Origin of the sequence: Nostoc favosum CHAB5714, assembly GCF_020829495.1 — a bacterium.
GTDB classification, from domain to species: domain Bacteria; phylum Cyanobacteriota; class Cyanobacteriia; order Cyanobacteriales; family Nostocaceae; genus Nostoc; species Nostoc favosum.
Window position 1 is genome coordinate 1 of sequence record NZ_JAIVFQ010000019.1, and the last position, 19,791, is coordinate 19,791.

The 19,791-nt window shown below is 41.8% G+C and carries 28 protein-coding genes; 22 read left to right on the top strand and 6 right to left on the bottom strand.

Annotated features, from left to right (window positions below; all coding sequences use genetic code 11):
* Positions 1 to 189 precede the first annotated feature (189 nt).
* A complete protein-coding gene (locus LC586_RS15050; RefSeq protein WP_229485589.1) occupies positions 190 to 561 on the top strand; it encodes a hypothetical protein in 372 nt (123 codons plus the stop codon).
* Positions 562 to 582: 21 nt separating this feature from the next.
* Here the strand turns inward: LC586_RS15050 and LC586_RS15055 are convergent, their stop codons facing one another.
* Together LC586_RS15055 and LC586_RS15060 are read right to left on the bottom strand one after the other, a co-directional pair.
* Positions 583 to 1,152, bottom strand: coding sequence for a hypothetical protein (locus LC586_RS15055; protein ID WP_229485590.1), 570 nt, complete (start codon positions 1,150 to 1,152; stop codon positions 583 to 585).
* Between the two features lie 50 nt (positions 1,153 to 1,202).
* The gene (locus LC586_RS15060; protein WP_229485591.1) at positions 1,203 to 1,538 is read right to left on the bottom strand and encodes a hypothetical protein; all 336 of its coding nucleotides are present in this window, start codon (positions 1,536 to 1,538) and stop codon (positions 1,203 to 1,205) included.
* Between LC586_RS15060 and LC586_RS15065 the strand changes: the two genes are divergently transcribed.
* Positions 1,519 to 3,741, top strand: coding sequence for a DEAD/DEAH box helicase (locus LC586_RS15065; RefSeq protein WP_229485592.1), 2,223 nt, complete (start codon positions 1,519 to 1,521; stop codon positions 3,739 to 3,741). The two genes, LC586_RS15060 and LC586_RS15065, sit on opposite strands and share 20 nt — an antisense overlap.
* A 232-nt stretch (positions 3,742 to 3,973) precedes the next feature.
* Positions 3,974 to 4,474: a hypothetical protein gene (locus tag LC586_RS15070; protein ID WP_229485593.1), complete on the top strand. Its 501-nt coding sequence runs from the start codon at positions 3,974 to 3,976 to the stop codon at positions 4,472 to 4,474.
* A gap of 185 nt (positions 4,475 to 4,659) precedes the next feature.
* Here LC586_RS15070 and LC586_RS15075 read toward each other — a convergent pair whose 3' ends face one another.
* Positions 4,660 to 5,571, bottom strand: coding sequence for a hypothetical protein (locus LC586_RS15075; protein ID WP_229485594.1), 912 nt, complete (start codon positions 5,569 to 5,571; stop codon positions 4,660 to 4,662).
* A 150-nt stretch (positions 5,572 to 5,721) separates the two neighbouring features.
* Positions 5,722 to 5,961: a helix-turn-helix domain-containing protein gene (locus tag LC586_RS15080; protein ID WP_225892625.1), complete on the bottom strand. Its 240-nt coding sequence runs from the start codon at positions 5,959 to 5,961 to the stop codon at positions 5,722 to 5,724.
* A gap of 160 nt (positions 5,962 to 6,121) precedes the next feature.
* Here LC586_RS15080 and LC586_RS15085 point away from each other — a divergent pair, with 160 nt between their 5' ends.
* From LC586_RS15085 to LC586_RS15150, 15 genes are all read left to right on the top strand, one after another.
* A complete protein-coding gene (locus LC586_RS15085) occupies positions 6,122 to 7,000 on the top strand; it encodes a hypothetical protein (protein WP_229485595.1) in 879 nt (292 codons plus the stop codon).
* 130 nt (positions 7,001 to 7,130) lie between these two features.
* Complete coding sequence (locus LC586_RS15090; protein ID WP_229485596.1) at positions 7,131 to 7,457, top strand: hypothetical protein; 327 nt, start codon at positions 7,131 to 7,133, stop codon at positions 7,455 to 7,457.
* Entirely contained in the window at positions 7,450 to 7,653 is a 204-nt protein-coding gene (locus LC586_RS15095; RefSeq protein WP_229485597.1) for a hypothetical protein, read from the top strand. Before LC586_RS15090 ends, LC586_RS15095 begins: the two co-directional genes overlap by 8 nt.
* Before the next feature lie 25 nt (positions 7,654 to 7,678).
* A complete protein-coding gene (locus LC586_RS15100; protein WP_229485598.1) occupies positions 7,679 to 8,068 on the top strand; it encodes a hypothetical protein in 390 nt (129 codons plus the stop codon).
* A gap of 218 nt (positions 8,069 to 8,286) precedes the next feature.
* Complete coding sequence (locus LC586_RS40630) at positions 8,287 to 8,421, top strand: hypothetical protein (RefSeq protein ID WP_267921676.1); 135 nt, start codon at positions 8,287 to 8,289, stop codon at positions 8,419 to 8,421.
* Positions 8,422 to 8,480: 59 nt separating this feature from the next.
* Positions 8,481 to 8,690: a MerR family transcriptional regulator gene (locus tag LC586_RS15105; protein WP_229485684.1), complete on the top strand. Its 210-nt coding sequence runs from the start codon at positions 8,481 to 8,483 to the stop codon at positions 8,688 to 8,690.
* Entirely contained in the window at positions 8,687 to 9,145 is a 459-nt protein-coding gene (locus LC586_RS15110) for a DUF1392 domain-containing protein (RefSeq protein WP_229485599.1), read from the top strand. Before LC586_RS15105 ends, LC586_RS15110 begins: the two co-directional genes overlap by 4 nt.
* Positions 9,146 to 9,188: 43 nt before the next feature.
* Positions 9,189 to 10,079, top strand: a complete 891-nt coding sequence (locus LC586_RS15115) for a hypothetical protein (RefSeq protein WP_229485600.1) — start codon at positions 9,189 to 9,191, stop codon at positions 10,077 to 10,079.
* 116 nt (positions 10,080 to 10,195) lie between these two features.
* The gene (locus tag LC586_RS15120) at positions 10,196 to 10,645 is read left to right on the top strand and encodes a hypothetical protein (protein WP_229485601.1); all 450 of its coding nucleotides are present in this window, start codon (positions 10,196 to 10,198) and stop codon (positions 10,643 to 10,645) included.
* A gap of 8 nt (positions 10,646 to 10,653) precedes the next feature.
* Positions 10,654 to 10,857: a hypothetical protein gene (locus LC586_RS15125; RefSeq protein WP_229485602.1), complete on the top strand. Its 204-nt coding sequence runs from the start codon at positions 10,654 to 10,656 to the stop codon at positions 10,855 to 10,857.
* Complete coding sequence (locus LC586_RS15130) at positions 10,854 to 11,558, top strand: hypothetical protein (RefSeq protein ID WP_229485603.1); 705 nt, start codon at positions 10,854 to 10,856, stop codon at positions 11,556 to 11,558. Before LC586_RS15125 ends, LC586_RS15130 begins: the two co-directional genes overlap by 4 nt.
* 2 nt (positions 11,559 to 11,560) lie before the next feature.
* On the top strand, positions 11,561 to 12,247 hold the full coding sequence (locus LC586_RS15135) for an HNH endonuclease (protein ID WP_229485604.1): 687 nt from the start codon (positions 11,561 to 11,563) through the stop codon (positions 12,245 to 12,247).
* Positions 12,240 to 13,046 carry a DUF5131 family protein gene (locus LC586_RS15140; protein WP_229485605.1) on the top strand — a complete coding sequence of 269 codons (807 nt, stop codon included), beginning with the start codon at positions 12,240 to 12,242 and terminating at the stop codon, positions 13,044 to 13,046. Before LC586_RS15135 ends, LC586_RS15140 begins: the two co-directional genes overlap by 8 nt.
* A gap of 65 nt (positions 13,047 to 13,111) precedes the next feature.
* On the top strand, positions 13,112 to 14,563 hold the full coding sequence (locus tag LC586_RS15145; RefSeq protein WP_229485606.1) for a helix-turn-helix domain-containing protein: 1,452 nt from the start codon (positions 13,112 to 13,114) through the stop codon (positions 14,561 to 14,563).
* A 29-nt stretch (positions 14,564 to 14,592) separates the two neighbouring features.
* On the top strand, positions 14,593 to 15,942 hold the full coding sequence (locus tag LC586_RS15150) for a replicative DNA helicase (protein WP_229485607.1): 1,350 nt from the start codon (positions 14,593 to 14,595) through the stop codon (positions 15,940 to 15,942).
* Positions 15,943 to 15,957: 15 nt separating this feature from the next.
* Here the strand turns inward: LC586_RS15150 and LC586_RS15155 are convergent, their stop codons facing one another.
* Positions 15,958 to 16,362, bottom strand: a complete 405-nt coding sequence (locus tag LC586_RS15155) for a hypothetical protein (protein ID WP_229485608.1) — start codon at positions 16,360 to 16,362, stop codon at positions 15,958 to 15,960.
* A gap of 48 nt (positions 16,363 to 16,410) precedes the next feature.
* On the opposite strand from LC586_RS15155, the gene LC586_RS15160 reads away from it, so the two are divergent.
* From LC586_RS15160 to LC586_RS41890, 4 genes are read left to right on the top strand one after another with little or no spacing between them, the layout of a single operon-like run.
* Positions 16,411 to 16,791, top strand: coding sequence for a hypothetical protein (locus tag LC586_RS15160; protein WP_229485609.1), 381 nt, complete (start codon positions 16,411 to 16,413; stop codon positions 16,789 to 16,791).
* A gap of 5 nt (positions 16,792 to 16,796) precedes the next feature.
* Positions 16,797 to 17,192 (top strand): ASCH domain-containing protein, encoded by a 396-nt coding sequence (locus LC586_RS15165; protein WP_229485610.1) that lies wholly within the window; start codon positions 16,797 to 16,799, stop codon positions 17,190 to 17,192.
* Positions 17,189 to 17,947, top strand: a complete 759-nt coding sequence (locus LC586_RS15170; RefSeq protein ID WP_229485611.1) for a DNA cytosine methyltransferase — start codon at positions 17,189 to 17,191, stop codon at positions 17,945 to 17,947. Before LC586_RS15165 ends, LC586_RS15170 begins: the two co-directional genes overlap by 4 nt.
* Before the next feature lie 2 nt (positions 17,948 to 17,949).
* Entirely contained in the window at positions 17,950 to 18,129 is a 180-nt protein-coding gene (locus tag LC586_RS41890) for a DUF1392 family protein (protein ID WP_369010525.1), read from the top strand.
* 150 nt (positions 18,130 to 18,279) lie between these two features.
* On the opposite strand, the gene LC586_RS15175 is transcribed toward LC586_RS41890, so the two are convergent.
* Positions 18,280 to 19,767 carry an IS1380 family transposase gene (locus tag LC586_RS15175; protein WP_229485612.1) on the bottom strand — a complete coding sequence of 496 codons (1,488 nt, stop codon included), beginning with the start codon at positions 19,765 to 19,767 and terminating at the stop codon, positions 18,280 to 18,282.
* Positions 19,768 to 19,791 lie beyond the last annotated feature (24 nt).

Here is a 19,791-nt window from a genome sequence, read left to right on the forward strand (position 1 = left end):
AAAGCCTTTACCGTTAGTTTTAGTATTATTTATTACTTTTAACTAGAGTTACTTAAATCAAGTTTTATCGTCTTTTAAACTAAACCGTTTAGTTTGCACTTGGTGACAGCTTCGCCAGCTCTACGCCTACCTGCTGCGTCAATTACTTCAATTCGAGTGAGCGCATAGACATCTTTACTAGGAAACAATATGGCAGACCTTAGCGGTAATTGGTTAGGAACTTACTGGCAAGATGACATTCCTAGTCGCTTTGAAGCAACCTTTGTTCAGAGTGGAAATACTTTTAGTGGTTCCATTTTGGATAACAACTATTTAGGAGAAGCTCAGGTCAATGGCGAGGTAATTGGGCGTACTATCAGTTTTACTAAACGTTACTTAGTTACCTCACCTGTACCAGTTAGATATACAGGCATAGTTTCAGAAGATGAAGATTATATGCAGGGAGAGTGGAATATAGGTTTGCAGTATTCTGGTTTATGGGAAGCACGACGCGGTGGAGAAAACCTGATTGTAGATTTACAAACTCGGCTTGAACAGCAGACTTCATTGACAATGACTTAATCGCTCACATAAATCCCTGCCTTACCCCCAGGCTTCCTTATGTGTAATTTCCGACTCTAAGAGACTCAGCACTTTTTCTTCCAACGCCGTCAAATAAGCCCGATTCAGTTTCCCCAACGACTCCAAAAACCTCTGCACCGATTCCTCCAGCCCACTCGAATACACCCGATTGATGCGATCGCTAATCTCCCGCACCTGCTGACACTCGGCAGGCAGGTAATTGTAAGATTTAAGGTGCTGCAAACCAACGGTGTACTCACCATCCCAGGCTCTCAAGGTGCAACTAAACTCGTTTACTGCGCTGACTATCCCCCAACACCCACCCTTGCCCCTGAGTTCCGGGTTGTCCTTAACTAAGATTTGGCAGACTTCACCGATTTGGTAGGTATTAGGTACTTGGGTACGCTCCATGATGCGCTGTACAACATCTTTCACGATTTTGCCAGTAGGCACTTTCCCGCCAGCAAATTCTACTGCTCTTAGCCACGCTTTCTGCTGTTCCTGGGGTTCAAGCTTTGTCATGGGTCGGACTTGACGCTCACTCGTGGGAAGAATTTGTGATCCATTGGTTGTCAAATTCTCATTTGCCACATTTTGACAACCAATGGTTGTCAAATTTTCGTAAACACCAGCTGCGGCAATCAGTAATTTGACTGTTGGCGACTATGAGCAAACCGATCACGGCAGTATTCTTCAAAGGTTTTATGCGTGGATCGATACAGTCGTCTGTCCCTCAATTCCGTTAACGCCTTCCCTGCCTCAAAAAACGCTCTCTCCACACGGCGCTCTAGGTGAAGGCGATCGCGCTGTTCTTCTTCTGTCAACTCTGGAACTTCAACAGCAGTAACCGTAATAGTTGCTGAACCTGGATCTACTCGAATAGATGAAAAATGCTGTAATTTGTAATTTTTTTTTAAATTTGGGATTACTAAAACTATAACGCTAAGGATACTTAATATGTCAGACAGATTTATCACTATAGAGTTAACGGGAGAACCTGGAGAAAAAGCTGAACAAATAGTTTGGGATGCTATGTGTAAAGCTTTTAAACAGAAAGCAGAGCAAGAAGAGTGTTTAGCCTATTGGCAGTATCCGTTGTTCCCTTCAAAGTATAATAATTTTCTGAAAAGACCTGATATTTTGATAGTCGATAAAGAATTAGGTTTAATAGTTATTGAAGTTAAAGGAATTAGAATTGAAGATTTAAAAGGAATTCAAGGAGATCATTGGTTAATGAAGCCAGGGTTTTATTCTCCAAGTATTCAACCTTATAAACAAGCTGAAAAACAGTTAAGGGCAGTAACGGGTCATTTCAATTTAATCGATGACCTATGGAATCAAGTTTTAGGAAGAGCAATGGTTGCTCTTCCTTATATTACAAGGAAACAGTGGCAAGAGAAAAGTTTTACTCAGATTGCAGATCAAGTTCCTATCATTTTTGGAGATGAACTAGCTCCAAAGGATTTACTTAAAATAATTCGTAATAGCTCTTTAGTTATTCCAGGAAATCGATTGAATAAAACCCAATGGATAAAATTAGAATTGGTTATTAGTGGTAAAGCAGTACCAGACGACGAACCTCCGGTATCGCCAGAGAGTTCACTAAAACAAAATTGTATTGAAAAATTAAATAAATATTTGTATGAAATAGATATCAAGCAAGAACATATAGGGAAAACAATTCCTCCTGGTGTTCAAAGGTTCTCAGGCATCGCAGGTTCAGGAAAAACAGTCCTGCTCTGTCAAAAAGTTGCAAATATGCATCTCAAACATCCTGATTGGGATATAGCCTTAATATTCTTTACACGCAGCCTTTATAACTTAATTATCAAAGAAGTTAACTTTTGGTTACATCAATTTAGCGATGGTGAAGTTCAGTATGACCCGACTAATTCAAACTCAAAGCTAAAAATACTTCATGCCTGGGGAGTTAACAATGTAGATAATGATGACCAAGGTTCCAGACAGCCTGGCTTTTACTCTTTAATTGAAGAAACTCATAATATAGGTACAGTCCTAGATGGTTCACATCCAACTTTTCCTAAACTAAGCCCACCAGAAAAATTAGCTTATCTATGTAAACAGATCCTTCTCAATCACAAAATTCAGCCTATGTTTGATGCCATTTTGATTGACGAAGGGATGGATTTAGTTGTAGATAGCGATGAAATTAAATTTGAAGGTAAGCAACCCATCTTCTGGTTAGCATGGCAGACATTAAGACCTGTAACTCCTGAAAAACAAGAACAAAGGCGTTTAATCTGGACTTATGACATGGCTCAAAGTCTAGATGCCCTTAAAGTTCCGACAGCTAAAGAATTATTTGGGCAAGAACTAGGAACTTCCATGCTAAAAGGGCAGTATCCTGGTGGGATAAAAAAGAGTGAAGTAATGCCTCGTTGCTATCGGACTCCCGGCCCTATTCTTACAATGGCTCATGGAATTGGAATGGGTTTGCTAAGAAAAGAAGGGATGTTAACAGGGCTAACCACTAAAAAAGAATGGCAAGATATAGGATATGAAGTAACAGGTGACTTCCGAAAAATTGGACAAGTTCTTGTTGTATCTCGTCCCTCTGAGAATTCTTGTAACCCAATACCATCTTTATGGACAGAATCACCACTGATTAAATTTGAAACTTACAAAAATAGAGAAGAGGAATTGAAAGTATTAGCTAATCAAATTAAAGCCAACCTAAAATATGACCTTTTAAAACCTAGTCATGACATTCTAATAGTTATTTTAGGAGATAACCGAGATGCTCAAAGCTTAGAACAAAAAGTAGCAAAAGCCTTAATATCTAATAATGTAGATATTTTTATTCCTAGCGCATTAGAGCCTAATATTTTGAATCCAATTTTCCCAAATACTAATGCTAATAACTTTTGGTATGAAGGTGCAGTAACAGTATCTCGTATTCACAGAGCAAAAGGCAATGAAGCAAATATGGTTTACATTGTTGGTTTAGATAATATTGCTAATAATGAAAGTGATATTAAACTGAGAAACCAACTGTTCGTTGCATTAACTCGCTCTCGTGCTTGGGTAAATTTAAGTGGTGTTGATGGGAATCATCCTTTCTACGAAGAATTGAGAAAAGTAATGGAAAGTGGTAATAGCTTCCAATTTGAATACTATCCTCCAAAAGTAGATGTTGGAGAAACAATAGATATAAGGTAACGAATAGAAGCCAGCGCTCACTTATACAGCGCTAGGTTTATTTGATGTATCTGTTTTGGGTATCCGATGCGTGACTTTAAGAAGATTTTGGACAGCTTCTGGAAGGAGAAGTTGGACAAAGTATCTTAGGGAAAACGATACTATTATATCTTTTTAGTATAAATACTGAGATGCTTAACAACAAATTAGGTTATTTTTGTAGTAACTTTTTATTGTATAAATTTCAGTATATATGTCTAGCACTAGAAAAATTAACAATATAAAAATACTTCTTCAAGTTTGGAATTTAGAAAATGATAATTGGGACAATACCTTAGATATTTATAAATATGGATTTTCAACATCAAAATCTTGGATTGATGACGAAAAAAATCAAGGACTAGCTTTTTGTATTGTCAAAGGAAAGCGTGAGTTTTATGGTTTTAACAAATTTTCTAATTATGAACAGCTTCCTAAAACTAATAAAACTATTCATATACTTTGGCAGAAATTTTATGTGCAAAATGTAACTAATTATGGAAGTGGGAACTATAAATATTATTACGTTTCTGGAGAAAAGAGAGCAACAATTTTTAAGGAAAAGCCTATTGTTTTAGATGCAATTACAAATTTTGCGACTTTTGAACGTAAGTACATGAGAACTGGAATGACTAACATAGCAAATGATGAGACAGGCGTAACAAAAGAGTTATTAAGATTAAGTGATGAATTAAAATTTTATCCTGGTTTCTAGCTTATGGTAAATTTTAAACATATAAGATAACCTTGAATTTCAAACCTCAAATATATGTAGTTCTACAAAATTATTAGCACATTCGTTATTCTTCGACCACTCCATCAGTTGCGTTGCTTCACCTATCTAAATACTGTAGCTAGTGAATTTGATGCAGTGTTGTGTAGGCTTACCCATTGAAGAGGTTATCTTTCTGCGTATTCAGACTCCAAAACACTTAACAACTTCTCTTCCACAGCAGTAAGATAAGGCCGATTCACCTTCCCCAATAACTGCAACAGACTTTTGACTGTCTCCTCCAGCAAATCGGAATACACTCGACTGATGCGATCGCTCAAGGACTGCATCTGCTGACACTCCTGGGGCAGATAATTGAAGGACTTCAGATGTTGCAAGCCAATGCTGTACTCGCCATCCCACATTCTCACGGTGCAACTGAACTCATTCACTGCGCTGACAATTGCCCAACACCCACCCTTACCCTTGAGTTCGGGATTGTCCTTTACAAGGATTTGGCATACTTCGCCTAACTGGTAAGTGTTGGGTACTTGGGTGCGTTCCATTATTTGCTGCACTACGTTTTTAACGATTCTAGCTGGTGGCACTTTACCCCCTGCTTGCTCCACCGCTTTTACCCACACTTCGTGCTGTTCTTGGGGTTCAAGCTTTGTCATTGGTCGAACTTGCCCCTCTGCTGTCGGCAAAATGTGATCAAATTGATCACATTTTTCTATCAAATTATCGAAAACAACAGCCGCATCCATTAAAAGATAAGACTGGCGGCGGCTGTGACCAAACCTATCACGGCAATATTCCTCAAATGTGCGGTGGGTGGAACGATAGAGTCTGCGATCGCGTAACTCTGCCAGCGCTTTTCCTGCCTCAAAAAACGCTCGTTCTACCTTTCGCTCCAGGTGCAGGCGATCGCTTTGCTCCTGCTGGGTTAATTCTGGAACTTCAACAGCAGTAACCGTAATTGTTGCTGAACCTGGGTCTTCTTGCTGGGAAATATCCTCGTTTACAGAGCTTGCTACTGAAGTTGAATCGGTAGATGCGGGAGAAGTGGCTTTTTTGCGTCTAGAAGGTGGACTATTCATATTTCCACGTCCTCTAGTTCAACAATATTTTTTTACGATCAATTGCAACGTATATTTTGGGCGTGGCTGGAAACTCCAGTTCCTTCTCTAATAAAACAGAGGGGAGAGCAAGAAGATTGATGGTCTGAGGGTCAATCATCTTTGCTCTAATCACGGTTGCACCCCAAACTCAATGCCTAAAACCTGCTCAATTCGTCTTAGCGTAGGCAGTGGCAATACTTTTATCCGCTCTTGCTCAATTGCATACCAATTGGCAACAGAAATGTCAGCCTCAGCAGCCAATTGAGTAATAGTACGACCTGACTCATGTCTTGCATCTCGGATGCGTTGCCCCAACTCAGGAACATCTATTTCCCAGCCTACCTTCATTAATAGTTGATTTTGTGACATGTAACGCCTCCTTTATACAACGCATTAGAGCAATATTAATATCGTAACATTACACATATATTGACATTACTATAATGATATTATAGAACTACCATTATAAAGAAAGCGCCCCGACTACCAATCTGAAGCGCTTTCCGTCCCGTTAGGAACTTAATCAATCATGACACACCAAATTTACAGCCATCAACAGCTGCAACTGAAATCTATTGCCCGACTCAAGCAAATCTACAGCGAAATCGCCTGCACAGCCGAAGTAAGCGACAAACGCTGTAAGGACGCGTGGATTTCCGCCATTGTTAATTATCAAGCCAGCAAGATTCAGAAACTCATCCCTGCTGCCCCCGACGAACAAGCCCTCGCCCAAACCGAACTCGACAACTACATCGCTGACCAAGCCCAAGTTGTAGCTTCCGAACCCCTCAGAATAGTCGAAATCTCGTTTGGGGATCACGAATATTACGCTGATGACAAACTGGTAGCAAGCATTACCCATGACGACGATCACTTAACGCAACGCTGGGTAATCATGATCAACGGTAAAGAAGTATTTCGTACCAACACTGTAATGCGTTGTCATCGGTTCATCTACACTCACTACAAAGATGGCACACTGCCAGTGCAGGAGAAAGAAGCAACACCCCCCACGACCGAAAACCGAATCATGGCGCATATCTTCAACGAGTGCCAGAATTATGGGTTTGAAATTCTCGATGATGGCATTTACAACAACAACGGCGTGAAACTGGGGCAAGTCGGATGCACTTACGGTAACTGGTGGGTGATTCAGGGTTGTTCAAGTCAGCAGCAGTATTCTAACTCCGTGTTTGATGCTGTGCGCTCATTGTCGATGGTGGATACATCGCTGCCTGAACCAGTTCACGAATACTTGCAAGACCGACCCTTAGAGCAACTGACTACTGAGGAATTACAGCAGTTCCTCTCTGCTGAAGTGGCTAACTGTGAGCAATTGCTAGACCCACCCTTTGAGCAGTTAACCGCTCAAAACTGGCAACGGTTACGGGAGCCTGTAACAGCGTGAAGAGCGCAGGGGGGATAGAGGAGAGGGCAGAGGTGCAGAGGGGAAAAAATCTGTACAATCTCTTCTCCTCTGCTCCCCCTGCTCCTTTGCTCCTCTGCCTAACCCATCGCTCGATTCACCAATCACAACAATGCAACCCACAATATCTATTCCTCAACACTGGGGCTACCCTCGCTTTGCTTTAGATCAGCGTACAGAACAGGGCATGATTCTAGGACTTTACTACTACCCGACTGGTACAGAGTTGGCTGAAGAATTCGGTGATGGCTGGCGTTATGCGCTGATGCCTAATAAAAACTCTGACGAAATATCGTACTTGCAAGAGAATCAAATTCAGCCGCTTTCACCAGAAGAATTATTCTCACAGATACGCGCAGAGATTGACTTTTATCAACAGCAAATAGCAATTCTGCAACAACAGTTAGCCATAGTCACCGGAGGTTTTACAAATGCCTAAGACGGTTGACAACAGCTTTGAACGTAGAGCAAATCATTTGCTGCGTTCGATTCGACTTTGTGGCGGTTGTGTTCCATTACATCAGATGCAATTCCAATTCTCCCATTCAGTCATTCAAACACTGCTGGATAGAGAACTGGTGCAAGTACAGAACACCGGACGCGGCTTTTTGTTAGAGATTGCCGAGGATTTTTAAGTTATTAATCCCAGAGGAGAAAATCATGAAACTTTATGCGAAAACCATTCCACAGACTTTACCCGATTGGGCAACCACCGTTACACAGAGCGTAGATTTATTTGAGATTGAAATCAACGATGAACACCCGAATTTCCAATCTCTGCTTGAAGAGTTACAAACTGAGATTGAACCAGGAATTATGGGAGTGAAAGCGGAAGATTTATGCTCCCGATTGGGCATAGAAATGTCTAACCCACATCTCCACTACCTAGTTGAACAAGCTCAAACCCTGATATCCGAAATTACTACGCACCCAGACTACAAACAACTGCTGGACGAGGGATATCAACCTGACTTAAATATTGCTGATGCTCAAACTGCGCTCAATTATCTGCAATGGGAGTTAGGCCGGAATCAACAGCCTTCTGTTTAGTAAAAAAGCGATTGCTTAAATATCAGCTTTTCTTCAAGCAATCGTAAAGCGCTGAAAGTTTACGCTACAAACCACTAATTACTGCACAGGTCAATAAAATATGGTTACTGAAATCAAACTAAGTTTATCCAACCCTCCCGAACCGATTTATTTATATGTAAATCAGGGGGAAGTAGATGGGGAATCTTACGCCTGCTACAAGAGAAGGAGGTAATCAAATGAATATCAAATGGAGTTATGAAGAACTAGCAATCATTGAGGCGAAAGCTGAAGTCTATACAATCAAGCAAATAGCCTCAAGCCTAAAAAGGCGGGGGTTTTCTCGTACATCAGTTGCAATGCAATTTACCTAAAGTTAAATAGCTTAGGTTATTCAGCCCGTCCCACTCTTGATAACTATTCTTGTAAAGAAATTGCTCAAGTTCTTCAGTTGAATTTATCAACAGTTTGCAGATGGGTAAAACGAGGATGGCTCGAAGCTACAAGACGCTCTGCTAGACATTACCAAATTCGGAGATGGCATCTTCAGCAGTTTTTTGAAAATCCACCACAATCAATTAAAAAACGCATTGATGCTCTCGATGTTGAAGCGATTAATTACTTATTAGGCAAAAAAGCATGATTGACCACATTAACGCGCTGAAAACAAGTTGGTATCTTTCTCCACCTTGGCGTGAAACAATTCCACCCGTTGAGGTTAATTTACTGGAGAGAGTATATCTACGAACCACGAGAACATTCGGCTACTGTTGTGGTATGCAATGGAAGCATGAGTGCTGGATTTATTCAATTGACTGCCGTAATGAAATACTCCATGCTACACAAAACCAAATCATCGGGACTGGAGAGTTAGAAGCCATCACTGTGCAAAAACCTGCTTTTGTTCTGGGCGAAAGAGTGATGCTCTGTTCTCACGATAAGGGAACAAAGCAACGGCTGATTCTGGGGATTGGGCTTGTGAATAACTCTTGGTTTTACCTTGTTGAATTGGTGTCGCCAACCTTAACTCAATTACGGACTATATCTAATCGTTTCTCACTGGTTGGTGAAAAAAGTTTAGTGCGCGTAAATGTCTAATTCTCTTTACTCAACAACGAAAAATTATCACCCAACTAAAGTTATGTCACAAATCGAAGTAGCTCAAATTATTGAACAGATAAAGCAAGAAATCAGTGTTAATGCTTCGGGACACGGTAAAGCTAGTATTCGAGCTACAGCAAGACTCGCCAATATCGATGCTACTGGATTAGTCAGAAGTCTCAAAACTGCTGTAGACAATTCTGGGTCTAAACTGGTTGAAAAGCTTATCCGTAAAGGATTTGAAGCCGTAGAGATTTTAGGATGGTCGCAGTCTGGTATCCCTGACGTAGCAGTTGCCGCCATACTTCACTATTACGGTTATGAAGCAGGGAAAAGATGCAGCGAACAAGCAAGACTAGCCTGTGAAGCATTTGAAAGTATCGGTGTTCGCGCCTGGATGCAAGACATTATGGGCTGGACAAAACCTGCTACTCAACCACAAGAACAACCCACTACACCAGCCCTCCCCCCAGTTGAACAGCGATTGCATACTCTTGTCCTGGCAATGAAGACTTTAGCTGAGTTAACTGGTGGCAGACTCAACCCATACATGGAACAGCAATTTAAAGACTATGCCGGGAACCTTTTGGCTGAACATAATAGGAAATTGCTAACCCCTTCAGAAGAACGCTGGCTCGGTGTAGTCAACTTTGCAGAGAGCGAACTTGGAAAGAAAGTCCCCTTGAGCGGCGCTCACTACCGGGGACACTTGGGTACATGGGTTCGCACGTTTTACCCACAATTAGGCGATCGCCAAGAAACGCGATTGGTTAACGGTGTGCAACAGCCAATCTATGTCTACGCTTGTCACGAGCCAACTGTTGCGGCTGGGTTGACCAAAGCTATAGAAGAGTTCTTCGCTCATCCTAGCCCTGGTACAGCGCTAAGGCAGGCAGGTGCTTTCTCAAAGAAAGCTGTAGTTACTGCTTGATGGTCATCGGTCATCGGGTATTGGGTATTAAACATTGGTCAAGCAGAGCGATCGCCCAGTAATCAAGAATTAAAACTTTTACAACAAAGGCAAATTCTACCTTGAGGGGAAAGGATATGGAACTCGGATACTTCCTGAAAGACGCACTGATTGAAAAGTTAGCCCGTAAGTTCTATGCAATTCAAGGCTATGTAGTTCCCGAATCATATCGAATGCAATCAGCTACACATCCAGCAGAAAGAGCGTGTGTGGCTATGGCTTTCACTGCAATCGAAGAAGTTGAATTTGAACTTGCCAACGATGACGATACAGAAATTATCAAATGGCAGCGAGGGCAATCTCTGAGTGAAGAATGTCAATACTACTTTTGCAAATATGAGAAATTTACTTTAACACTATTGACTTCGCCACATACAAATATGACTCGTGTAGAAGTTTATTTAGACAATACAAAGCTTTACGTTTCTGAAAAAGCAATTAGCCCTCAAGAAGCAACAGAAGAACTACAGGATTTTATCACCACACTTGCTGCACAATTACAAACTTTGAACCGAATTGAGTTTTAGGAGTATTCATGAAAGTCGTAGTTCAAGTAGTAGAAAAAATCATTAGTGAAGCCCACATTCACATTCCTGATGGACTCACGGAAGATGCAATCAGACAGCACATCGTTGGACTTTATAACAGTGGTGAAATAACTCCTGATTTAAACATTTTTCAGGTTGATTTTGAATCCATCAGCGCAACGATTGTTCAACAACCGCAGGAGGCAGCATGACTGCCACACCATTACTAAAACCCCAGACAGCTATTTTTGAAACTGTCACCCGGCATCCTCTGAACTTCTATGAGTCTCCCTCATGGTTCACAACTGAACTACTGCGCCATGTTCCGTTATCTGGTGTCATTGGTGAACCTTGTGTGGGGCATGGAGCAATCGCATCATTGCTATCGGTGTGGCCCTACACCAAGCAAATGTGGACGAACGATATTGATCCACATAAAGCAGCTGATTACCATCTGGATGCAACATTATCCAAGTCATGGGATTCTTTACCAGAATGCGATTGGATCTGCACTAATCCACCATATTCGGAGTTTGCTGCACCAATTATCAAAAATGCATTCGCGAAAGCTCGTGTGGGTGTTGCTGCATTTTTACTAACCAGCTTTTTAGAACCCTGTGATGACCGTGCTGCATTCCTCGAAGAATATCCGCCATCACTTGTACTGATCATGCCCCGTTACTGCTTTCGCAAGGATAAGAAAGGTAAGCGCTGGGCAACAGATAACATCACGATTTCGTGTTTTGTTTGGGACAAACGCACTACACAACAACGAATTATTACACGCCCTGCTAATAGAATTGCTGGCTTTTACAAAACCCCCGACAAAGCGATTAGTCCTCAATCCGCTTTATCGATTGTGAGTGCGATCGCCAACAGTGAAATTAGTACCTACTATCAAAGCTCTCTTTAATTATGGGAAGTTTAATTGGGACACTTAAAAAGCACGCACGCCGAATAGGAATTTCTTTAGAAGAGTATCAATTACTGGTAGATTCGGATCAAAAATGGTGCTACAAATGCAAACAATGGAAAAGTAAAACTAATTATAGCCAAGATAAAAGCAGGTGGGATGCTTTGAAAGCAATCTGCAAAAATTGTGACTACCCTAAAAAAGACAACTCTCCAAGTAAGTCCGAAAGAATTGAAAAAGCAAAAACTGGCTTTGCGTGGTGTCGTGGATGTTCCCAATGGATTCAAAAGCTTACTAATAGCAAATGGCAAGGAGCTTGTACATCTTGCCTTGCAAGGGAACGGAAGGAAATTTACAACGAAAATGAAGAAGCTAGATTTAAAATTGTGCAGCGCGTAAGAGCCAGGCGAAAAAAAACAAATCCTATTTCTCTGCATTTAAAAAATGAATTGATGAATATATCTAAGGGTTTGTGTGTTTATTGCTGTAAAAGCCAAGCTACTGGGTTGGATCACGTCATTCCTGTTGTAAAAGGCGGTAAATCAAAAAAAGGAAATCTTGTACCGTGCTGTCGTCACTGCAACAGTTCAAAAAATCAGTCCAATTTAAACGAATGGCTAGCTAAAAACAACATAATCCCTCATGAAGTGTTTTGGATTTTATTTACAGAGGAGCAAACAAATGAGTAGTGTTACACAAATATCTTGGACTGACCAAACAGATAATATTATCCGTGTCAAAGGAGGCGGTTGGTGGTGTCATAAGAAAAGCGAGGGTTGTGCAAATTGTTATGCAGAGAAATTAAATAAAAACTCTTTCTTTGGCGGAAACAAGCAACCCTACTCTGGACAACCGCCAGAACTAGTGTTAGATACAGAAGCTATTCGGAAATGGGGATTCCAAAGAAAACCTAAAAAGCATTTCGTTTCTTCAATGACAGATGTTTTTGGTGAGTGGGTTCCGCGTTTTTGGCAACATGAAATGCTGGACGGAATGTTCGTTGCACCCAACCAAATATTTCAGATTCTCACCAAACGCCCAAAAATTATGCTGTCATCTATGGATGAATGGCTTTCTTGTCATGGACTAGACAAGTTACCTTTAAATATTTGGCCAGGAAGTTCGATTGAGAATCGCCGTACTTTAGAAGAACGTACTAAATTTCTTGCTCGAATTCCGGCTTTAATTCGGTTCTGGTCAGTTGAACCATTACTAGAAGATTTGGGCGATATCACCCAATACTTGAATGATGTTCAGTTAGTAATTGTTGGTGGGGAGTCTGGCCCAAATTCTAGACCATGCCACATCGAATGGATTAATTCAATTGTCCAACAATGCCAACAATCGAAAACACCCGTATTTGTGAAACAGTTGGGGGCGAATGCAATATTTGACCAACAAAGATTTAAAACCCGCGACAAGAAAGGTGGAGACATTGAAGAGTTTCCCGAACATCTGCAAGTTAGACAATTTCCCTTTGATGCGTGAATAAAGCAAAACCCCCGCCTGTAGCCCAGTGCAGGGGAAAACCAAACCCTTTAAGGTCTATAGATATGAGTTTAACAGAAAAAATACAAAGTGATGGCTCTAGCTACGGCAGAAGAAAACGCCATATTTATATCGATAGCAAGCTGGATGATCTACCACTAACAATGGAGGCATTTCGAGTTTACTCTCACCTCTGCCGTCGAGCCGGTTGTGATAATAACGCCTTCCCTTCATACAAATCTATCGGTGAAGCCTGTTTTCGTGGTTCTTTCCCTGGTTCCTCAACTGAAACTTTAAGGCAAAAAGCGATCGCAGCAGTCAGTGAACTGGTTTCGTGGAACTTGATCACTAAGACATCCATTACCAAGTCTAATGGCTCAGTATCTTCTAACCAGTATCAACTCACAGATATTGACGACTGGTTTGTTTTCCCTACAAAACAATCAAGTTTGATTAGAGGAAAAAATAGCGGTAGTAGTGGAGGAATACTAGGAGTGGTATTGGGGGGAAACCAGGGTAGTAATGAGGGAATACCAGGGGTAGTAATCGGGGAAGACCAGGGTAGTAGTGGGGGAATACCCAAAGTATATCCAATTAAAGATTATCCAATTGAAGTCTATCCACTCAAGGACGCGCCCCTGGCAACGCCACCCGCGCGCCCCACCCAAGAATGTGTGTGTGAAAAAGAAGAACTTGATTTGACAACGGAAGAAATTGAACTCGAAGAACCAACTCCAGAAAAACCAAGCTTAAAAGAACCAACCCCAGAATTACCCGCTTTGTTGTCAAAAAATTCCGAGTCTTTGCAACAAACCGATAACCCCTCAAGAAGATCAACTATTGCGGCGGGGTCGTTCGAGAAATCCGAACAAGCGAATAAGCCGCAACTAACCTGTCCCTACAAGACAGCCCGGAACGTGAAAGAACTGATTGATGCCTGGCTAACAGACCCGACTGCTATGAGTGATGATTTTGTACCACTGGTTGTCAGAGAAAAAATCAAGTGGAATCGCTGGGTTTTACCTTGGCACAGTGGAGAGCGAAAGCTAAATAACTTGTACCAGAACTTCAACCCGATAGTCGTGGACTTCTTAGCACAAGAATTAGCCACTAAATCGAAACGCTCGGCACAACTTGAAATTACTCATGCGATCGCAGTAATGAACACCTGGGAGAAAACCAAGGGTGGGTGGACGAACCTGATGCAGCGTTATCAGCAAGCATTGCAAACAGAAAAACAGTCCCTACCTCAACAGCACACTGCTTTGGCCCACAGAGCAAACAATATCACTAGCACCACGCTCGAAGATGCGTTGGCACAAGACCATAAGCGCCGTCAGCAAGAGCAATCAAAGCAGGTTCCATCCAATGAGTATCAACACAGCCCACAAATGCTAGAGCTAAAAGCGAAACTTCAAGCCAAAGCAAATGAGCCAAAAGTTGCGAGCAACTCCAGATTATCTTCCATGAATTTACGAGAAGTTGAAGCGCAGTTCAAATTAGCACTTCAAGCATAACCTTTTGAATTTTGAAATTGGTTTTAATTATGCACCCTAATCAAGACAACGTAGTTTCTTTTCACCCTGACAGGTCACTTGACAACTTACCCCCACAAAACATTGAGGCTGAAGAAGCGATTTTGGGCGGGATTATGCTCGACCCAGAAGCAATGACTAGAGTCAGCGATCGCCTAGTAGTGGAAGCCTTTTACATCAGCGCTCACTCATATATCTATCAAGCCGCAGTCCAACTTCATGCTACACACCAACCTACAGATTTACTTTCTGTCACCGCTTGGTTGGCTGACCACAATTTGCTCAATCGCATTGGTGGCAGAAATAAGCTAGCGACTTTGGTAGACCGCACTGTGTCCGCCGTCAACATTGATGCTTTGGCTGATCTGGTGATGGAGAAATATCGACGGCGACAGCTAATCAAAGTCGGATCAGAAATTGTCCACCTCGGTTACGAAACAGAAACTGAACTACCATTTGTCCTTGGGCAAGCTGAGGCGAAAGTTTTTGGCGTTACCCAAAATCAAAGCGATGAACGCTGTAAGGTTTTCTCAGCACAAGACATGGGCATTGAACTTTTTCAAAAGTTGGAGATGGGAAGTATGGCAGGCGATAAAGTTGGCTGGTATGACGTCGAAAATATCACCGGGGGAATTTATCCAAGCAGCTTGGTTGTAGTAGCAGCTGAGTCCCACATGGGCAAAACTCACTTCATGGTTTCTTACGCTTACGAAATCATGACCAAACTTGGAAAGCCAGTTCTGTATGTAACTCCAGAAATGGACAAGAATCAACTCAATGCCCGAATGCTAGCCCGAATCACAGGCGTAGACGCTTCTATGATTCAAACCAATACTCAGTGTTATTGGGAGCAAATAGCACAAGGCATAGGGCAGATGGTGGAACTGCCTTGGAAGGTTTACGAGCATTCCTCCCCTACAACCGCAATGATTGCTTCTGCGGTGCGCCGTGCCATTGCCGAATTTGGTGGTTCTATTGGTGCTGTGTTTATTGATTACTTGCAGCAGATTCCTCTGGAGTCAGGCGGGAACATGGCTTTTGAAGTCGGCAAGATTACCCGCCAGATTCGGGACATTGCCAAGTCTCACAAAATCCCTGTTTTCTTGGGCTGTCAAATCAATCGGGGGAATCAAACAACGGCTGATAAACGCCCCAATCGTCATCTGTTACGTAATTCTGGCGAAATCTTTGAGGTTTGTGATCAGTTAATCATGCTTTACCGGGATGCTGTTTATACAAAAGACCCAAGCGATCGCACTATCGAGTTGATTGTTGAGAAAAACCGCCTTTACGGTAAGCTCGGCACTGCGACGATGTTATGCGATTTATCTACATCGAAATTTTTGAACTTGGCCAGGTAAACGATATGGAGTTAATTAATTTGGTGTGCTACTGCCGCCATTCCGGTCACGCAGATACTCCCAAATTCTGCGGATTTCTTCTTGAAAAGCTTGACGGTCACGCTCTGCTTGAAGCAAGGAAGCCAACAATACTTCTCGATCGCGGTCAGCTTGAATTTCATTTTCCCTTATGGTTTGACGGTCACGTTCAGCATCTCTTTGAGCAGCGCGTAATCCTTCCTGATGGAGGCGTGCAATGTCAGCCAGTTCTCTAATGGTACGCTCTAACCTTGCAATGGTTTGGGAGTTACCCCTTGTTTCCCGCCTGTTAGCATTTTGTACTGTCCTCAGCAAATCCAGTTCGTCACCTATCTCTTCTAAACGAGTATCAATATTATCAAACCTTGCACTGATATCTTCCGGTGGAAAAGCGTTTGTCATAATCCCTCCTTTCTCTTTCTATTCTCGCAGAAACTCACAACTACAGATATGAGTACAACTGTCCAACAACTCTTCCATAAATGGGCAACTCTTGCCCCTGATGAATGTTTATCTACTGAGCGCGATTACAAGTTCAAGCTCCGAATTTTACCAGATGTTGAAAAGTGCAATTCTCTTAGTGCTAGTCGCCTAATTATTACTGACAACTTAGAAACACATAAAGCTTATCGACGTGATCTGACAATTCAATTGTTGAATTTTGTGTTACTGACGATTATTCAGCACTGTGCGGCTCGACAGTCCAGTATCAGCTTCAGCTTTACAGAACTTGGGACTATCGCCACAATCTGCAACGGACTGCGTTCACAGCCACATCCATATCCAGCGATCGCGGCATTAGACGCATACATTCAATTGCTGGAGCTTTAAAACCCATGAAAGCACTTTCAGTCAGGCAACCTTGGGCATGGGCAATAATTTATGCTCTCAAAAATATAGAAAACCGTGGCTGGCCTATTCATTATCGCGGCGACATTCTGATTCACGCTGCAAAAACCTGTACTAAAAAAGAGTACCAGCTAGCAAAAGAATTTTGTCAAAGCATGGGGGTAGTAATCCCAGAATTAATCTCTCTCCGTCGCGGTCAAGCTATTGGCATTGTCACAATAGTAGATTGCAAGTTTTCACAAGTTGCATCTGGCTGGGGAATGCCTGGGCAATACCATTGGCAGTTGGAGAATCCACGCGAGATTACGCCGATTCCTTACATTGGGCGGTTGGGGATTTTTGAAGTACCAGATGAACTGGTAAGGAGTGCGATCGCCTCATGAAATCTGTCCTCTCACTTTTCTCCGGCATCGGCGGACTCTGCCACCACGGAATATCAGCCGCAGGTCTATCCCACAAATTCCGAGTCCAGCAATTTGTCGAAATCTCCCCTTATTCTCAATCACAATTGCGCCATGAACAACCAGGAATCCCCATTCACCCAGATATTACCAACTACCACTGCGACCGACGACAATTCGACATTTTGTGTGGGGGATTTCCCTGTAGTGGCACCAGTAACGCTGGAGATAAAAAAGGACTCAACGACCCCAGATCAAGACTGTGGCGCGAAATGTTCCGCATTATCAACCAGTGTAGACCAGCAATCGCTCTCATCGAAAACCCAACAGGGCTACTCACTAGAGGAATGGCAACAGTCCTCGAAAACCTTTCCCAAATCCGGTACGTATGTGAATGGGAAACTATACCCGCGTGCTGCCTCGGCTTGTCACATGAAAGAGAAAGAGTCTTTATCATTGCCTACCCCAATGGCTTATTCCTGCGTCAACAGCCGACCCCCTGGACAGACCAAATTGGAAATCAGATTACGCAAGTACGGCTCTCTCATGAAGACCGAAGCTTTGAACCCGGCATTCGTGAGGTGGCTTTTGGGATTCCCGTTGGAGTAGCCAAGGGAATTAAGGGCAATTACGATGCCCGTCGCGCTTATGGCTTGAGTTGTTCACCACGACAGTCCGCCGTTTCCTGGAAACGAATTGATTACTTGTGGAGTCTAAAGTCCTGTCAGGAGGCATAACCATGATTAACCTTGTCCAGAATCTAGAAACTTGTTGGTATCTTTCACCATCTTGGGGTAAAGAGATTCCCCGAAATTTCTCACAAACAATAAAAAATAAATTCACATCGCTTGATATAAGACATTTTTTGATACATCATCAATTGAAATTTATGATGGTAAACAAAGTAGGTACAAAATAGCAATTATCAAGCCAAAACAGTTACTAAGATTTTTACTTATGCTGAGATTGAAACACTCTGTTCATAAAATTAAGCATCCAAAATAAGGCTTGAATCAAACCAAGCCAAAAATATTATTAGAGAGAAGGTGAAATGCTGCTTGACTCGAAATTAAGCGGTATTCGAGAGCATTTTTAAGCATCTGTAAGCAGCAGCAAAGATATGTTTTACAGGACTTGAGCTAGTAATCGCAATTAAAATTCGCCGTGAGCTTATAGTAATTAAAGCTCCTAACTTCAATAATTTTGTCCGAATAGTCCCAACTTGAGAATTTTTTAATTCGGTTTTGGCTAAACATTGTGACCGCAATGCATTCATCAAAACGTAAGCAAGAGAAGAGAACCATAAACGTAGTTGATTTCCCGCAAATGTATGAGTACTGGTTCTATCACTAAAAAGTTCTAGTTGTTGTTCCTTAAAGCGATTTTCCATCTCCCCTCGCTTACAATATTTTTGTCTGTATAGTTGACCAGGGGGTACTTTATTGGTAGAAAGACTTGTAACAACAAAACGAATATTGTTTCCCTTTATTCCATATTCAACCTTACAAACAACACGACGACTACGACTCCAAGATTCACGAGTCTGATAGTCTAACGACTTGTGCCAAATTGAGTTATCAATCAGGCCACAAGCAAGTTCGGAAATTTGTTCATCCGGTTTAAATAGAGTTTCTAAGAATGAAGTTACTGTTGATAACTTCTGCTCAAACTCAAGCGAGGCTCTATTTTGAGTCGCCGTAGCCATTTGAATTAAACGGCTGTTTCGCGCCAATCCAAAAACGTAGTCAACTCCAGTCTGCGACTCACACCATGTCATTATATCGTCTCTGGAATAGGCACTATCCCCACGTACTAAAATCTCAACATTTTTCCATTTTTCCCGTATTTGTTTAATCACTCTTTGTAGTTCTGATAATGCCCCGGCTGCTGGGTCTACATTTGAAGGTCTAAGTTTAGCTGCTAACAAATGTTTTCCACAGAAAATATAAAGTGGAGCATAACAGTATCCTCCGTAATAAGTATTGAAGAAAACTTGCTCCTGATTGCCGTGTACTAAATCATCGGTTACATCTAAGTCTAAAATAATTTTTCGTGGTTCTTTTGAGTAGGATTTTAAAAATATATTTACAAAGAGACTTTCAATTTCTGCTGAAGAATTTCCAATTTTATGGTAACGACTATCTGCTCCTTGTTCTACATCTTCAGGGCAATGTTCCAGCCTATTTAATGTACTCTTACCTGCTAATATTGCAGGCTTATCTTGTACTCCAATCCTTTTTCCTAATGATAGAGCAAACATCGGATCATGACGTAATTCTTCATGGTCATTTAAGTCTTCGTATCCCATGACCAACCCGTAGATTCGTTGTTTAATTAAGTTTTCTATTGAATGGTCAATTCGATAAGGCTTTCGGTAATCTTGGAAACATAGTGCAAACTGTGATGTGATTTGCAGTTTTCTATCTATTTCAGCAATTAAGCTTAAACCTGCATCAGATGTTACTTGTCCACCCTGGAAATTAACTACGACTGGAACTAACTTTGGCTGTTCAAATCTGAACTGTTTTGGTATACGATCTGTCGAAGCTGGGGTCATGCTCTATAACTGCTGAAATACTTG

Bases quoted from the DNA above. Each gene is read 5' to 3' on its own strand.
- LC586_RS15050 (WP_229485589.1), top strand. From the start codon at position 190: ATGGCAGACCTTAGCGGTAATTGGTTAGGAACTTACTGGCAAGATGAC.
- LC586_RS15065 (WP_229485592.1), top strand. From the start codon at position 1,519: ATGTCAGACAGATTTATCACTATAGAGTTAACGGGAGAACCTGGAGAA.
- LC586_RS15070 (WP_229485593.1), top strand. From the start codon at position 3,974: ATGTCTAGCACTAGAAAAATTAACAATATAAAAATACTTCTTCAAGTT.
- LC586_RS15075 (WP_229485594.1), bottom strand. From the start codon at position 5,571: ATGAATAGTCCACCTTCTAGACGCAAAAAAGCCACTTCTCCCGCATCT.
- LC586_RS15080 (WP_225892625.1), bottom strand. From the start codon at position 5,961: ATGTCACAAAATCAACTATTAATGAAGGTAGGCTGGGAAATAGATGTT.
- LC586_RS15085 (WP_229485595.1), top strand. From the start codon at position 6,122: ATGACACACCAAATTTACAGCCATCAACAGCTGCAACTGAAATCTATT.
- LC586_RS15090 (WP_229485596.1), top strand. From the start codon at position 7,131: ATGCAACCCACAATATCTATTCCTCAACACTGGGGCTACCCTCGCTTT.
- LC586_RS15095 (WP_229485597.1), top strand. From the start codon at position 7,450: ATGCCTAAGACGGTTGACAACAGCTTTGAACGTAGAGCAAATCATTTG.
- LC586_RS15100 (WP_229485598.1), top strand. From the start codon at position 7,679: ATGAAACTTTATGCGAAAACCATTCCACAGACTTTACCCGATTGGGCA.
- LC586_RS40630 (WP_267921676.1), top strand. From the start codon at position 8,287: ATGAATATCAAATGGAGTTATGAAGAACTAGCAATCATTGAGGCGAAA.
- LC586_RS15110 (WP_229485599.1), top strand. From the start codon at position 8,687: ATGATTGACCACATTAACGCGCTGAAAACAAGTTGGTATCTTTCTCCA.
- LC586_RS15115 (WP_229485600.1), top strand. From the start codon at position 9,189: ATGTCACAAATCGAAGTAGCTCAAATTATTGAACAGATAAAGCAAGAA.
- LC586_RS15120 (WP_229485601.1), top strand. From the start codon at position 10,196: ATGGAACTCGGATACTTCCTGAAAGACGCACTGATTGAAAAGTTAGCC.
- LC586_RS15125 (WP_229485602.1), top strand. From the start codon at position 10,654: ATGAAAGTCGTAGTTCAAGTAGTAGAAAAAATCATTAGTGAAGCCCAC.
- LC586_RS15130 (WP_229485603.1), top strand. From the start codon at position 10,854: ATGACTGCCACACCATTACTAAAACCCCAGACAGCTATTTTTGAAACT.
- LC586_RS15135 (WP_229485604.1), top strand. From the start codon at position 11,561: ATGGGAAGTTTAATTGGGACACTTAAAAAGCACGCACGCCGAATAGGA.
- LC586_RS15140 (WP_229485605.1), top strand. From the start codon at position 12,240: ATGAGTAGTGTTACACAAATATCTTGGACTGACCAAACAGATAATATT.
- LC586_RS15145 (WP_229485606.1), top strand. From the start codon at position 13,112: ATGAGTTTAACAGAAAAAATACAAAGTGATGGCTCTAGCTACGGCAGA.
- LC586_RS15150 (WP_229485607.1), top strand. From the start codon at position 14,593: ATGCACCCTAATCAAGACAACGTAGTTTCTTTTCACCCTGACAGGTCA.
- LC586_RS15155 (WP_229485608.1), bottom strand. From the start codon at position 16,362: ATGACAAACGCTTTTCCACCGGAAGATATCAGTGCAAGGTTTGATAAT.
- LC586_RS15160 (WP_229485609.1), top strand. From the start codon at position 16,411: ATGAGTACAACTGTCCAACAACTCTTCCATAAATGGGCAACTCTTGCC.
- LC586_RS15165 (WP_229485610.1), top strand. From the start codon at position 16,797: ATGAAAGCACTTTCAGTCAGGCAACCTTGGGCATGGGCAATAATTTAT.
- LC586_RS15170 (WP_229485611.1), top strand. From the start codon at position 17,189: ATGAAATCTGTCCTCTCACTTTTCTCCGGCATCGGCGGACTCTGCCAC.
- LC586_RS41890 (WP_369010525.1), top strand. From the start codon at position 17,950: ATGATTAACCTTGTCCAGAATCTAGAAACTTGTTGGTATCTTTCACCA.
- LC586_RS15175 (WP_229485612.1), bottom strand. From the start codon at position 19,767: ATGACCCCAGCTTCGACAGATCGTATACCAAAACAGTTCAGATTTGAA.